The organism is Methanosarcina sp. 2.H.T.1A.6, from assembly GCF_000979455.1.
Classification (GTDB): domain Archaea; phylum Halobacteriota; class Methanosarcinia; order Methanosarcinales; family Methanosarcinaceae; genus Methanosarcina.
Genome location: NZ_JJOY01000040.1, coordinates 1 through 14,156 on the forward strand (window position 1 = coordinate 1; position 14,156 = coordinate 14,156).

The following is a 14,156-nucleotide window of genomic DNA, read 5'->3' on the forward strand; positions in this document are numbered from 1 at the left end:
GGTGGGGGACGAGGAGACATAGATGCACTAATATTTAGATTATTATTATAAAAACACATGCGAGAGTGATTCCCTAACGCTTAACCGATGACCAATGGAACCATTTTTGGTCAAATATTATATCTTGGCCTGAGGAGAAAATTATCAATTTGTTAAAAACCCGTCGAGAGGCATTTCCCACTGAAAAAAGGATTGAAACAATAGACAAAAGGGATATATAAAACAGGATATATAATATTCCATGAATTTTAGATAGATTGGCATTTCTTGCCATGGGGGGAAACATGGATAAAAAAGATGATCGGACAATGATTGGAGTCTGTCCAAACTGCGGAAAGCCGTTCAGGATAGAGTCAACAGGCGGCGGAGAAGAGTGGCGCTACTGTGCAGAGGTGTGTGTAGATCCTGTAGCAGTACCGGCAGGAGCAAGGTTGCAGCCAGATAAAGCTACATTACGCTTCATAGACGGCAATATGAACGAGTATATGCGAGATGAATATATCAAAGTTCATGGCATTGATCCTTTGCCAATATGGAAAGCGATCGAGAAATGGCGTGAAGAACAGATAGAGAAGTGGAAAACGTAAGTTTAACATTTACTGATTCGAAACTATTTTTATCTTTTTTTAATTTTCTAATCCCATATTTATGGCCCAGGATCAGTTGAAAACAGAAAGTCAACTACCCGCTAAAATAAAGATTTAACGGGTTTTCTGCTAAGGTTTTATGAATGCTAAATAGGTCATCAATTTTCAGGAAGGCACTGTGATCCGGTCCTTCTGCCGATAGAGCCAGAAAAAATACAGAGATAATTGAAATCTCCAGGTGTATCTAATTCGCGAGCAATCTCCACTAAAACAGGGTTCGGAACTCGGGAAGTAATACAACCTTCCTTTTCAGTTGCCTTTAAATCCCATAAAACTCCTACTACTCCTCTGATCGACGTGGCACGGAGAAAACAATTTGAAAAACCCCTGCACGGGGATAAGGAAAGCGTGCGTTTTGCAACCCCTGAGCCTATTGCCCGCTACAGGGCACAGCGCCTGAGATGTAAGACTCTTGCTGATATCAGCTGCGGGATAGGAGGGCAAACCGTCTTCTTTGCGCAGCAGTGTGAGTTTGTATATGCAGTGGAAATCGACCCCGCGAAAATCGAATATGCAAAACAGAACTGCGAGATGTACGGGCTTAACAATGTGAAATTCATCTGCGGGGATGCCCTTGACCCGAAAGTGATAGAGCAGATCCCGGCAGTAGACGTCGTTTTTTCGGACCCTTTCCGACCGGCAGAAGAGGATGAGAGACATGTCTCGAGCCTTGAGCCCGGAATCCCGAATGTGATTTCGGCTTATGGGGAAAAGACAAAAAATTTCGCCTTCGAAGCTCCGCCACAGATGCCGCCGGAAAGGATTCCTTTTGACTGCGAAAAAGAGTATATTTCCCTGGAAGGGCAGCTCAACCGCCTGACTCTCTACTTCGGCGGGTTAAAACAGTATGATCGGCTTGCTGTGGCTCTTCCTGCAGGCGAAGGGCTGGTCTCAAAGAATATGCCGCTTCCGCAGGTAAGGGAAACGGAAAAGATGAAACTCTGCGCCTATGAACCAGAACCCTCTGTTGTTGCAGCAGGGCTGCTGCCTGAACTTGTGGAATCCATGATGCAGATGGCAGGGCCCATTGTAGGGGCTTTCGAACTGTTCAGAGTTGACAAAAAGAGGCTTTTGATGACCTCTGATGCCCTGATAAAGCAGTCCATGATCAAACATCACTACCTGGTCCTGAAGGTCACTCCCTTTGAACCCAGGGAAATCAATAAGTTCCTGAAGGACAGGAACGTTGGAAGTGTCGTGCTTCGGGCAGGCGTAAAACCCGAGGACTACTGGGAAGTCAGAAACGAAGTCGAAAAAGGCCTTGAAGGGAAGAAAACCATACACCTCTTTGTAAAAGACGGGATTGCAATTCTCTGTGAAGTGCTTTTTAAGGTCTGAAAACACGGTAATAAGCAATTCTAAAATTTCTATAAATTTCAAAATAAGAAGTTAACTTAATAGTTTAAGATGAGAAGTTAAGCTAAGAAGGTAAGATGATAAGTTAACTTAAGAAGTTGAGTTAAGAAGTTAACCACCGAAAACACGAAAGGACACGGAACGACCTTATCTATACTCTTTTACTCCATGCTTTCCGTGCCTTCCGTTGTTATAAAAGCTGGACTGAAGGAAGTGGAATGTTCACATTAGAATCTCTAATTTAATCGCCCACTGGTAAGCGGGTGATATTTTGAGACCCGATTAACCATTGCGACTGAAGCAGTTCACTTTAATTTGCTCAAAGCCCACCGCCTCCAGCAGCGCCAGGGCGCAAGAACGGAAAGACTGGGAAAGCCATTATGGTTGCTCCGTAATAGTCTCAACCTATTAACTGCGGACCACCTATAATTGGAAAAATTCTCAAAAAAGACATCAGGATAAAAAGATCTGAAAGAGAGAAATCCAGAAACTAAAAAAGATAAAAAGAACCGGGCTTTATAAACCCGGCATCGGTTTTGATTTTTGGCTCAATCGGTTTTGATTGAACCATTCAACCTGAGAGGTCCATTAGGTTTTCAGGCTTGCTTGCAGGCATCTTTCACAAGCTCAAGCCCTCTGGCAAGAGCGTCCTGTATCCTTGTGGGATCAGTTCCGCCGCCCATTGCAAAGGAAGGCTTTCCGCCTCCTCCTCCGCCGACAATCTTTGACATCTCACGGATAAGGCCACCGGCATTGATTCCGGATTTCAGGGCTTTTTCTCCGACAGATGCTACAAGCTTGACGCCTTCAACATCGCTTGCTAGAAGGGCAACTACATTTTCATGTTTAAGAAGTTCCGTAGCTATCTTCTGAAGTTCAAGAGAATCTGCTCCCGCAACAGATTCGGCAACAACCCTGAAATCTGCAACCTCAGAAGCATCCCCGAGCATCCTGTAAACCCTGGACCGGGCAAGTTCTTCTTTGAGCCTTTCGTTTTCTTTCTTGAGGTCTTTCCATTCCCCGAAGAAACGATCCACACTTACCGGGAGGTGTTCCGGAGGCACGCTCAGGGTCTTTGCGGAATCAACAAGGAGAGATTCCATTTTTTGCATGGCGCGAACTGCTGCATCTCCGGCTGAAAACTCGATCCTCTCTACTCCGTCCTGAATCCTCTCTGTCTTCAGGATTTTGATAGGCCCGATGATGCCAGTACTCAGGCAGTGGGTCCCACCGCAGGCTTCCACATCGTCTCCTACCTTTACAATCCTGATCTTCTCTCCTGGAGGCACTCCGCCCTGGTAGAGTCCAAAGCCGTATTCCTGCTCGGCTTCAGTCCTCATCATCCATTCCGTAACCACACGTTTGTTTTCCATAACCGTGCGGTTAGCCAGAAGCTCGATCTGCCTGATTTCCTGAGGAGAGATGTGTCTGTAATGGGAAAGGTCAAGCCTGGAGTGGTCCTCAAACTTCTGGGCACCAGCCTGCCAGATGTGTTTTCCGAGAACCTTTCTGGCTGCATCATTTACAATATGGGTTGCTGTGTGGTGCCTTGCAAGGGTCATCCTGCGCTTTTCATCGACCTTTCCAGTGATAATATCGCCTTTGGTGATCTCAAGTCCCCTGTCAGGAATATCAACTGTGTGTACGATTACACCGTCATAGACCTGAACATCCACAACCCTGTAAACGGTATCTCCACCAGTGACGGTCCCGAGATCTGCAGGCTGCCCTCCACCTTCCGCATAGAAGAATGTGTTGTCCATCACTATATGGTTATCAAACACATCAAGGACGACTGCCTCGAACTCCAGACGGGTGGGTTCGTCATAGAAGCGGCGTTTGGTCTTAGGAAGGTGCTTGAGCCTTTCTGCAAAAGGAATTACCTGTTCTTCCTTTTCTTCAGCTTTGTTGTGCAATTCACCAATAATGGAATAGAAATTGTCAGGGAACTCCACTCCGACCCCTATCTCGGCTGCAACTTCTTTTGCCATCTCTGGCGGTATTCCGTGTGAGTCGTAGAGTTCGGTTAACTGGGAGAGAGGAATTTTTTCTCCGGTCTTCTTGAAATGGGATGCCGATTTATGGATGATCCTGCGTCCCCGCTCCATGGTAGCGTTGAACTTTTCCTCTTCTGATTCCAGGATATCCTTAATGACAGGGAAGTTATTCCTGAACTCAGGGTACTCGGGCATGTTCTTTATGTGCATGTCCACGATTTCGGCGAGTGGAATCCTGATATCAAGGTCTTTCATCATGCGCAGCGTCCTTCTCAGGACGAGGCGTGCCAGATAACCTGCTTTGACATTGGAGGGAATGATTCCGTCCCCGAGCATGAAGGTGAGACAGCGCGTGTGGTCAGTGATCGCATAGACCTTTTCGACAGGTTCCATGATAGCAGAGAGTTTTTCCACTGTCATCCCAATGCTAGAGGCCACTTTTTTCCTGAGTTCCAGCAGGTTTGCCTTTTCACTGACGTCCATAAACCCTGCAAGCCGTGCGTTCTGCGCCAAGATGTTTGCATACTCAGGGTTATTCAGTTCGTGTTCAAGCCCTGCGAGCCCCATGAGTTCGTTTACTATGCCGGGGAAAAGAGCATCATAAATAGTAGGAGAACCCCTTGAAGCCCAGACAAACCGCTCAAGACCATATCCGGTATCCACGATGTAGTTGTCCATCTTTGAATAGGTCTCGCCCTTGATCAGGACATCTCCTTTTTTGTCGGTCTTCAGGTCCATGAAGACAAGGGTGGCAAGCTCGAGCCCATGCACAATGACTTCTACACAGGGCCCGGCATTGCCTCCGCCTGCCCAAGGCTCTTCTTTGTAGGTTACAGCAAAGGGGTCTACCTTGAGAGAGTTCAGGAGCTCATCGCAGAGTTCCAGGGTATGCTCCTTCCAGTAAATTTCATTGTCCCTTTTGTTGAAAGCGTGGTGCGCCATCATTTCAAAAGTTGTCAGGTGGCGCCCGCTCCTGCCCACCGAATCCAGGTCGTTTAACCTGATACACGGCTGGGAAATCGTAAGGGGGTTTGCAGGAGGTGGAACCTGTCCTGAAGTTACAAAGGGCTGGAAGTCTGCAATTGAAGCAATGGTAAGGTAAATATCGTCTCTCCAGCGAGCGACCACAGGATAGCGATCAATCCTTGTATGCCCTCTTGCTTCAAAGAAGGAAAGGTAGTATTCGCGCATCTCTGAAAGATCGAATTCCCTGGAAAAGACAGGGCTTCCTATAAAGGAATAAGGATCACAGGGCGCATCTCCGCAAGTATTTCTTTCAGGGTCACGTGTCCAGAAGAATTTGCCACATTTCTGGCACTGCTTCCGGACGAAACCGTTGTTTTTGAAAAAGTCAAGTTGATACTCATCTTCAAGCATGATAATCTCTCCGGATGGTAGGGTGCGATCTGCCCCGCTGTATCTGAAAATAAAAGGAAAGCAGAAGTATCCCAGCTCAACCGTCTCAGGGGGTTTCAGGCACTTTAGTGCTTATATGATGATCTTATACTGATCTTAAATGATGATCTTAATGCGTTTATCCATTAATTTTTACGTACAGCGGCATGGAAATCAACCTCAAATAATGAGGCTATGTGGGCTTGTGTACGAATAAACTTTTACAGCTAATTGTTTTTTAATATAAGTAACTTACATAATACTGATGAAATGTACAGAATACTGACGAAATATATAATAATGTTACATAATATTTTGTATTTAAACGAGCCCACACTTACGAACCTTAACTATTAGGGACACTTCTACAGAAAAACTTTGTTCTTCAGTATGAAAGATAAGAAGGTGTTCTTTACCTCAGGAGGAAAACTTCTTGCCTGTAAAGCAACCTGAAAAAAGACATCGTAGGGAGAAGATTAAAGGAGGCATACTTCAGCTACTTAAGTACCCTCAATTATAATACTAAATTACTGTTACTCAAAAGCTTCAACTTAAAAAACGCTAATCAAGTAACGCTAATCAAGTAACGCTAATCAAGTAACGCTAATCAAGTAACGCTAATCAAGTACGCCTGCTCCCTGAAATCATTACCTGTACAGCACAACTGTCCTGCCGCGTACGTCAATCAGTGTGGATCTTGTAGCTGCGGCAATCTCAGCTGCGATTGTTTTCAAATCTTTTCCTTCTTCTGCACTCTTGAGTACCCTGACCTTTACAAGCCTGTTAACTTTCAACTTATTGTTCAGTTCTTCGATCAAAGGTTCAGTGACCCCATTCTTTCCAATATTAAGAATAGGACTGATCTTGCTTGCATCGGATTTCAGCTGATATAGTTTTTCTTTTTCCATTGCCCTTCCTCACATCGCTAATGATAAAACTCGCCTGCTAACTATAAAAAGCTCACATCATCAATGTGATAAGAAATGCACAACATCGATGAAATAATTCCTTCTACCTTGAAGCTAGTTTACCCTTGAGTATGATTTCCCCCATTCTCACCGGCATCTATATCAAAGTTTCCCGGTGAGCCCAATTTCGGGGATCAACTGGTTTCCAGTTCCTGTATCAATTATTTATTTCACCAGTATGTGGGCTTTTTGCGTGGATAGATACCGAGCCTGAACAGGGATTTCACATAATTTCGACATCTTTATTATTGGCTTGATATTCATTAACGATATAGAGAAACAAAAATGGAACATAAAACCCCTCTTCCACTTCCGGGAGGCGACCGTAAATGAACCAAACCTTGCTTGATTTGATCCTGTTTTCAGAGAAAAGAAGAGATTTTCTCCTGCTGTTGAAGGAAGGACCAAAGAATGCCCAGGAGATTCTTGACAGGCTTCAGGTTCCAAGAACCGCTCTCCTTCCCCAGATAAAGAAGCTGAAAGAACAGAACCTTGTAATCCATGAAGAAGGAGTGTATCGCCTCAGCCTGATAGGAGAGATTGTTATAGAGAAAATGCAGCCTCTTCTTGATACCCTGAAGGTTTTTGAGAAAAATGAGGAATTCTGGGCAGACAGAAACCTCTCACCTATTCCTCCTCATATTATGAAACGGATCAGCGAACTTGGGAATTATCGCCTGATAGAACCGGACCTGAGCCATACTTTTGATATTAACCCGGAATTCATGAAACATGTTTCGAACTCAAATCATATCCTTATGTTTTTCTCCTATTTTCATCCCCAATTCCCGGCCTTCTTCCTGGATCTTGCCAGAAGGGGCACTGAGATCTCCCTTGTCCTGAACGAATCTGTGTACTTACGGCTTGCCGAGGATTTCAAAAAAGAAGGAGAAGAGCTTCTCAGAATGAAAAATACAAGTCTCTTTATAATGGACAAAACAGAAGTGGAGATCCCTGCAATCGTTGCATCTTCGGATAAAATAATGGTTCTGGGGCTGTTTAATGAAAGCGGAAGATTTGACCGCCAGTATGTAATAAGCTTCGAACCCGGGGCAATAGAATGGGGAAAAGACCTGTTCGAATACTTTAGAGACATGAGCAGAGAGATTAAAATTAAAGAAAAATAAGAGTTTGATAAGTAACTGTAAAAACGCAATCTCAGGTCAAAAGCTGTTTTTTAGAGCCACCTGAGTTTGAAACTTTTTTTGGTTTTCCCTAGTTAATTAGTTGTTATTATTCCAAAATGACCTTTTGTTGTATTTTCTGTTCCTTCTTTCCACGCGTCGCGCCCTGCTTGAGCCTGCCTGCGTACAGTAGATAAAAACAAAAGCATTAGGCAGGCTGGAAACCTGATACCAAATATCAACTGTATAACTAAGGACGAGCATTTTTTAGATGAAACCCTTTTGAAGAGATATGGTCAAACGAAGCTGTATTTAATTAAAGAATTTCCATAAAAAATCCGGAGGTACTTCATTAACCTTAAATATTAGGTATACCTAAATATGGCAAAAGTTAAAATTTAGGCATACCTAAAAATAAATATGACGCATAAATGAGAGTTAAAGCATGAAACTACCACTTATCTGTCCTGAAAAGGAGTGCTGCCGGGGAAAAAAAGAATGCATGCCTGGTAAAGGGCTACCCAAAATCGTACTTGTAGGAAGCCCTAACGTGGGCAAAAGCAGCCTTTTTAATGCCCTTTCAGGAAGTTATACTGTTGTCTCAAACTATCCGGGGACCTCAGTTGAGGTCAGCCGGGGAAAAAGCAGGATTGGAGACCTGGAGTACGAAATTATCGACACTCCTGGAATGTATTCCCTGCTCCCTGTTAGCGAAGAAGAGAGAGTCTCCCAGCGCCTGCTCTTTGACGAGAAAACCTTTGTCTGCCTGCATGTGGTGGATGCCAGGAATCTCAGGCGCATGCTCTCATTTACACTCCAGCTCCTTGAAGCCAGGCTCCCCCTTATCCTTGTCCTGAACATGATGGACGAAGCTGAGGAAAGGGGAATAGAAATTGACATACAGAGACTCAGCCTGTCCCTCGGAATCCCTGTGGTAGGCACGGTTTCAAGTGAGGGGAAAGGAATTGAAGAACTCAAAGCTTCAATTATGAAATATTCTCATGAGAAACTTACTCAGGAGAAAACCACGCCGGAAATCGATTACGGGCCTGAAGTAGAGCCGTACATCTCGAAAATAGAAGGTTTGCTGGAAACTGTAGAGGAAACAGGGATATCAAAAAGGTCCCTTGCTCTCCTGCTACTTCAGGGAGACAGGACGGCACTTGATTTTGTATACAGCCCCGGCGAGGTTTACCGGCATAAAATAGAGAAATGTGAGGCAGGGAAAAATGATTTTGAGGAGCTTCAGAATGAGCAGTTTCAGAAACTTGCAGAAACAGCCTCAGTAAAAGCAGGAGTCCCTCTGTCATACCTGTTCACCCTCAAGAGGCAGGAGCCTGTAAACGAGATCGTAGAACAGGTAATGGGAGTACAGGGAAAGGAAAAAGAAGCAGCGAAGGAAACAAAAAACGAAAAGAAAAAAAGGGAAACGAAAAAAGTCTTCCTCGCAGAAAACATCGATAGCGTGCTAACCCATCCGTTGCTTGGCATCCCGGTGCTTCTCCTTGTCCTTTACTTCGGACTTTACCGTTTCGTAGGAGTCTTTGCAGCAGGCACTCTTGTAGACCTCCTGGAAAATAGGTTATTCGGAGAGTACATAAACCCCCTGGTGACCACATGGTTCACATCCCTTGTGCCATACCCTGCCCTGCAGGACCTCTTTGTAGGAGAGTACGGGATATTTACGCAGGCCGTAACCTACGCAATTGCCCTTATCCTGCCGATAGTGGGAGCTTTCTTCCTTGTCTTCTCAATTATCGAAGATACGGGATACCTCCCAAGGCTGGGTCTGCTCCTGGACGGGATGTTCAAAAAAATTGGGCTCAGTGGAAGGGCAGTAATTCCGATGGTGCTTGGTTTTGGCTGCTCAACCATGGCTACGATGGTCACGCGGACTCTTGAGACAAAAAGGGAAAGGCTGATTTCAACCATTCTGCTCGCCCTTGCCATCCCCTGCTCGGCCCAGCTTGGCATTATTCTTTCCGTTCTTTCCGGAAACCCAAACGGATTGATTGTCTGGGCAGGTGTAATAGTACTTGAGTTTGCCTTCATAGGATACCTGGCTGCCAGAATCCTGCCAGGAGAAGCCCCGACATTCATACTGGAAATGCCTCCTCTCAGGATACCGCGGCTTTCAAACATAGCAGTTAAGACCTACTCAAGAATGCACTGGTACTTCCTGGAAGTCCTGCCCCTCTTTGTCCTGGCAAGCGTGCTGATCTGGATAGGAAGGCTGACAGGTCTTTTTGCCCTTGCCCTGAAAGCTATGGAATATCCGACAGTCTGGATCGGCCTGCCTTCTGATGCTGCCGATATATTTCTCTTCGGCTTTTTCAGAAGGGACTTCGGAGCAGCAGGGCTCTACGGAATGCATGATGCCGGGTTACTTACCGGTGTGCAGCTTGTGGTTGCGGCAGTCACTCTGACCCTCTTTATGCCCTGCATTGCCCAGTTCATGATGACAATAAAGGAGAGAGGATTTAAAATGGCCCTTGCAATCTCCGGCTTCATTTTCCCCTCTGCTTTCCTTGCAGGCTTTATTGTAAACACCCTGCTGACCGCGCTGGGGGTGAAACTGTAAACTGCCCCCTCTGCGGAAGCGAATTTGAAAAAGCAGATGAATCGAAATGTACCGGCTGCGGAAAACTGCACAACTGCAACAAACAGTGCTGCCCTTCCTGCGGGTACGAACTTGTAAAAGAAGCAAAGATAATACAGCTTATAAGGAGACTCTTTAAATGATAGCAGAAAACTCACATCTTTCTCTGAATCCCTCCCTTAAAACTACCACACTTTCCTCAATGGAACCTAAAAAAGCAGGGAAGATCTCCCATCTGGAAACAAAAAACACTGGGATTTTGCAGAAACTGATAGCAATGGGGATCCTGCCCGGCATGCCTGTTACGCTGCTCAGGCGCTCCCCGTCCTACCTTTTTGAAGTGGATCAGACCCGCTATGCCGTGGACAGGGAAATTGCAAACCATATTTATGTCAGCTATTGAGCCGGCACAGGGTCAGAAGAATCACAGTAAATACAGAAGAATAGAAGTAATTGAGCTGCAGGTTTCAGGAGCAGAACTTCTCAATTCTTCTGTAAAAAGACGCAGCCCGGAAAAAGAAATCGGGAAAAAAGGAGGGATTTATTCCTTCACATGCCTGACAATGTGCCCGGCTTCAGGAATGATAATCTTAGAAAGGGCAAGCTTCACCGCGTTTGGAGACCCTGGCAGACAGAATACAGCCTTTCCTTTTATTACGCCTGCCGAAGCCCGGGTAAGGATTACCGATGTTCCTATTTCTTCAAGGCTTTTATACCTGAAAAGTTCCCCGAAGCCAGGGATTTCCTTCTCAAAAAGAGGGGCTACGGACTCGATAGTCAGGTCTTTTGGAGCAAGCCCTGTGCCTCCGCTTGTTATGACAAGATCCGCAGAACTGTCAAGAGCGTCAGAAATGGCATCAAGAAATATATTTTTTTCATCGGGCACAAGCCTGTAGAAAGAGATATTGTTGCCTGCGGCCTCAAGAAGTTCTTTCATAGCTTTTCCCGATAGGTCTTCCGCCTCATCGGGAGAAATTGAATCCCCATACTTTTCGTATCTTGAGGTCGAAATCGTAATTAAAGCGAAAGAAAAAGATTTTTTAGCATCTTTTTTGTGAATTTCTGGTGTAGATTCTTTCATGAAAACAGCACTCTCCAATATTTCAGATTATTCTCTTTTTCTGGGTATCCTGTTCAGTTCCCACATTATGATTCCACATTATGTTTCCACATTATGATTCCACATTATGTTTCCACGTTATGTTTCCACATTATGTCTATTCATCCTGTTATCCCGTATCCTGTTATGTTTACTTGCCTGCCCATATTTTAATAACTTACCAGCCCAATGCTCAGGTTATGCATATACTTGCGGCGGATATAGGAACAGGTACGCAGGATATTCTGCTCTTTGATTCGGAAAAAGAGGTTGAAAACAGCCTGATAATGGTCATGCCCGCTCCCACACAGGTTACTGCGGAAAGAGTGAGGAGAGTAACAAAGGCAGGAAAGGCGCTTGTACTTACCGGAAACATAATGGGAGGAGGGCCCTCGGCGTGGGCTGTCCGCACTCACCTGAAAGCAGGCCTTCCGGTGTATGCCACTGAAGAAGCTGCTCTGACCATTCATGACAACCTTGAGAGAGTGAAGGCTTTCGGAGTCCGGATTGTCTCGGAGGAGGAGGCAAAGAAACTTGCAGGTTCAGGGGAGGCGCTGGAAATTGTTATGCAGGACTTTGACCCCTGTGCCGTATCATGCGCACTTTCAAATTTTGAAGTCAGGATGCCGGAAAATTATGCGGTGGCGGTACAGGACCACGGAAACGCCCCGGATAAGAGCAACAGAGTCTACAGGTTTAAACTTTTAAAAGAACTTATAGATAAAGGAGGAAAACTCGAAAACTTTGTGTACCGGCCCGAAGAAATCCCGCAGGCTTTTACCCGCATGAAAGCCCAGGCAGATTCGCTTCTTAAAGCCACGACAGCCCTTAAAACGCGGGCAGTTTTCATGGATACGGGGCCTGCAGCCATATTCGGGGCTCTTACTGACCCTGTAGCCGTCCAGCCTTCCATCGTGGTCAATATAGGAAACGGGCATACTCTTGGGGCTCTTGTAAATGAAAACCGGATCACAGCTATTTTTGAGCATCATAGTTCCAGCATGGACCCGAAAAAGCTCCAGGACTATGTTATAAGACTTGCCGGGGGGGAGCTTGGCTTTGAGGAAGTCTTTAATGACGGAGGGCATGGTGCATATGTAAAGGAAGCCCCTGGCATTGAGCAGGTGCGCTCTATAATGGTTACAGGTCCGAAAAGGGAGATGCTTGAAAAGCTCCCGGGCTCAGAAGTCAGGCAGGAAATTTCAAAAAAGCTGCACTTTGCCGCACCCTTCGGGAGTATGATGCTTTCAGGCTGCTTCGGGCTTCTTACAGGATTTTTTGAGAAATATCCGGAACCATCATATAAACAACCGGAGGCTATCAATAAAACTTATAAACCACTAAGTAGTAGGGAATAAGTCACCTAAGCTCGGGATATATAAAATTTTAGGGACTGTAGAATTTCAGGCGTGAAATTCCCTATCGGAGAACATGGGGACGCAAAAGTTTCCTGCCAACCCGTAAGGGCAGATTTACAGATAAATGTAAATACAGGCAGGTAGCTCTATATGCACATATCTGATACTGAATGGTTTGCTAAACAGTTTCTTACAAACGTGATGCAAACATTTATATACGGAAACAAATCCGTTACAACAAATTTCTATTAAAATCATTATATTTCAGGAGAATCAATCTTATGGTACGAAAGCCAGGAAGTATGTACAGAAACGTGAGACAGCGCTCATTTACCAGAAAAAAATACATGGGCGGTGTTCCCGGAAGTCAGGTTATTCACTATGACATGGGAGATAAAGCAAATACCTCCTTCCCGATTAAAATTTCCCTGCTTGTAGAAGAAAAATGCCAGATCAGGCACGTTGCTCTTGAAGCAGCCCGTATTACAGCAAACAGGCACCTGAGTGGAGATGCCGGAAAGATGGGCTTTTACATGAAGCTCCGTGTTTACCCCCACGAAGTACTCAGGGAAAACAAACAGGCAACAGGCGCTGGTGCTGACCGTGTATCCAGTGGGATGCGCAGGGCTTTTGGAAAGAATGTCGGTACTGCAGCAAGGGTAAACGCAATGCAGAAGATCTTTACAGTGGCAGTTGAGAAGCAGAACTTCCAGGCTGCAAAGAAAGCTCTCTGGCACGCTGGACAGAAGCTGCCCACACCCTGCAGAATCGTTATCGATGAAGGCGCAGAACTGGTACAGTAACCGGTAAATCCTTAAAGATTACAAAGGAGTCTAAAGAATGTATGATTACGAAGAGCTTTTGGATCGTGCAATGGCAAAGATGCCGGACACCGAGACTACTGATGCTCGATTCGTAATCCCTGAACCCAAACTCTTTTCCGAAGGTAAAACCACAATTCTGGATAACTTTGGAAACATTGCAGACATCCTTAACCGGGACCCTGACCACCTGATGAAATATCTCACCAGGGAACTGGGGACTGCAGGGAAGATAGAAGGCACACGTGCAGTCTTCCAGGGCAGGTTTACGAGAGCTCAGATTACAGATAATATTCAGGCATATGTTGACGAATACGTTATGTGTTCGGAATGCGAACGCCCTGATACCCAGCTTGTAAGGGTGGACAGAGTGCTTATCCTGAAATGTGCTGCTTGTGGGGCTCACAGACCTGTCAAAAAGAGAAAGGTAAGCAACGTGGTTGTCAGGGATGCTATCGAAGAAGGCGGAACCTACGAACTCAGGATAGATGCCGTTGGGTCCAAAGGTGACGGGATAGCAAAAATCGATAAGTACACAGTCTTCGTGCCCGGAGCCGCAAAAGGCGATGTGGTCAAAGTAAAAATAAAGAAAATCAGCGGAAACCTTGCCTTCTCAGAAAGGGCATAAGGTTTAAGCTTTTTTTTAAATACTTTAAGAGGCTGTCCAGGCTGACTACTAATTAATTTCAGTCATCGTGTCGGACAGCCGAAGTCCTCATTTTCAAGACTGATATTCTGATATTCAACATAATTTCATGTTCAGTATTACATTCAGGCACTGCCTATTTTTAA

11 protein-coding genes are annotated in these 14,156 nt (G+C 45.2%); 8 read left to right on the forward strand and 3 right to left on the reverse strand.

Translation table 11 applies throughout. The features are described from left to right. Positions 1-284: 284 nt before the first annotated feature. Both EO98_RS11330 and EO98_RS11335 read left to right on the forward strand, forming a co-directional pair. On the forward strand, positions 285-587 hold the full coding sequence (locus EO98_RS11330; protein WP_048136889.1) for a hypothetical protein: 303 nt from the start codon (positions 285-287) through the stop codon (positions 585-587). Between the two features lie 357 nt (positions 588-944). Then, positions 945-1,985, forward strand: a complete 1,041-nt coding sequence (locus EO98_RS11335) for a methyltransferase domain-containing protein (protein WP_048136963.1) — start codon at positions 945-947, stop codon at positions 1,983-1,985. Positions 1,986-2,599: 614 nt separating this feature from the next. On the opposite strand, the gene alaS is transcribed toward EO98_RS11335, so the two are convergent. Further along, on the reverse strand, positions 2,600-5,377 hold the full coding sequence (gene alaS / locus EO98_RS11340; RefSeq protein ID WP_048134898.1) for an alanine--tRNA ligase: 2,778 nt from the start codon (positions 5,375-5,377) through the stop codon (positions 2,600-2,602). Between the two features lie 665 nt (positions 5,378-6,042). Continuing rightward, complete coding sequence (locus EO98_RS11345; protein ID WP_048136891.1) at positions 6,043-6,303, reverse strand: YhbY family RNA-binding protein; 261 nt, start codon at positions 6,301-6,303, stop codon at positions 6,043-6,045. 389 nt (positions 6,304-6,692) lie between these two features. Here EO98_RS11345 and EO98_RS11350 point away from each other — a divergent pair, with 389 nt between their 5' ends. The 3 genes from EO98_RS11350 to EO98_RS11360 all read left to right on the forward strand — a co-directional run bounded on the left by EO98_RS11350 (position 6,693) and on the right by EO98_RS11360 (position 10,489). Next, positions 6,693-7,490 carry a winged helix-turn-helix domain-containing protein gene (locus EO98_RS11350; RefSeq protein WP_048136892.1) on the forward strand — a complete coding sequence of 266 codons (798 nt, stop codon included), beginning with the start codon at positions 6,693-6,695 and terminating at the stop codon, positions 7,488-7,490. A 442-nt stretch (positions 7,491-7,932) separates the two neighbouring features. After that, positions 7,933-10,068, forward strand: a complete 2,136-nt coding sequence (gene feoB / locus EO98_RS11355) for a ferrous iron transport protein B (protein WP_052734410.1) — start codon at positions 7,933-7,935, stop codon at positions 10,066-10,068. Positions 10,069-10,225: 157 nt separating this feature from the next. Further along, complete coding sequence (locus tag EO98_RS11360) at positions 10,226-10,489, forward strand: FeoA family protein (protein WP_048136894.1); 264 nt, start codon at positions 10,226-10,228, stop codon at positions 10,487-10,489. 138 nt (positions 10,490-10,627) lie between these two features. On the opposite strand, the gene EO98_RS11365 is transcribed toward EO98_RS11360, so the two are convergent. Then, entirely contained in the window at positions 10,628-11,167 is a 540-nt protein-coding gene (locus EO98_RS11365; protein WP_048136895.1) for a molybdenum cofactor biosynthesis protein B, read from the reverse strand. Between the two features lie 218 nt (positions 11,168-11,385). On the opposite strand from EO98_RS11365, the gene EO98_RS11370 reads away from it, so the two are divergent. From EO98_RS11370 to EO98_RS11380, 3 genes are all read left to right on the forward strand, one after another. Next, positions 11,386-12,543, forward strand: coding sequence for a DUF1786 domain-containing protein (locus EO98_RS11370; RefSeq protein WP_048136897.1), 1,158 nt, complete (start codon positions 11,386-11,388; stop codon positions 12,541-12,543). 281 nt (positions 12,544-12,824) lie between these two features. Next, positions 12,825-13,346 (forward strand): 50S ribosomal protein L16, encoded by a 522-nt coding sequence (locus EO98_RS11375; protein ID WP_048134893.1) that lies wholly within the window; start codon positions 12,825-12,827, stop codon positions 13,344-13,346. Between the two features lie 37 nt (positions 13,347-13,383). Further along, on the forward strand, positions 13,384-13,992 hold the full coding sequence (locus tag EO98_RS11380) for a translation initiation factor IF-2 subunit beta (RefSeq protein WP_048136899.1): 609 nt from the start codon (positions 13,384-13,386) through the stop codon (positions 13,990-13,992). Positions 13,993-14,156 lie beyond the last annotated feature (164 nt).

Excerpts from the sequence above, each read along its gene's own strand:
- EO98_RS11345 (WP_048136891.1), bottom strand. The coding sequence starts at position 6,303 with ATGGAAAAAGAAAAACTATATCAGCTGAAATCCGATGCAAGCAAGATC.
- EO98_RS11375 (WP_048134893.1), top strand. The coding sequence starts at position 12,825 with ATGGTACGAAAGCCAGGAAGTATGTACAGAAACGTGAGACAGCGCTCA.
- alaS (WP_048134898.1), bottom strand. The coding sequence starts at position 5,377 with ATGCTTGAAGATGAGTATCAACTTGACTTTTTCAAAAACAACGGTTTC.
- EO98_RS11365 (WP_048136895.1), bottom strand. The coding sequence starts at position 11,167 with ATGAAAGAATCTACACCAGAAATTCACAAAAAAGATGCTAAAAAATCT.
- EO98_RS11350 (WP_048136892.1), top strand. The coding sequence starts at position 6,693 with ATGAACCAAACCTTGCTTGATTTGATCCTGTTTTCAGAGAAAAGAAGA.
- EO98_RS11380 (WP_048136899.1), top strand. The coding sequence starts at position 13,384 with ATGTATGATTACGAAGAGCTTTTGGATCGTGCAATGGCAAAGATGCCG.
- EO98_RS11360 (WP_048136894.1), top strand. The coding sequence starts at position 10,226 with ATGATAGCAGAAAACTCACATCTTTCTCTGAATCCCTCCCTTAAAACT.
- EO98_RS11330 (WP_048136889.1), top strand. The coding sequence starts at position 285 with ATGGATAAAAAAGATGATCGGACAATGATTGGAGTCTGTCCAAACTGC.
- feoB (WP_052734410.1), top strand. The coding sequence starts at position 7,933 with ATGAAACTACCACTTATCTGTCCTGAAAAGGAGTGCTGCCGGGGAAAA.
- EO98_RS11370 (WP_048136897.1), top strand. The coding sequence starts at position 11,386 with ATGCATATACTTGCGGCGGATATAGGAACAGGTACGCAGGATATTCTG.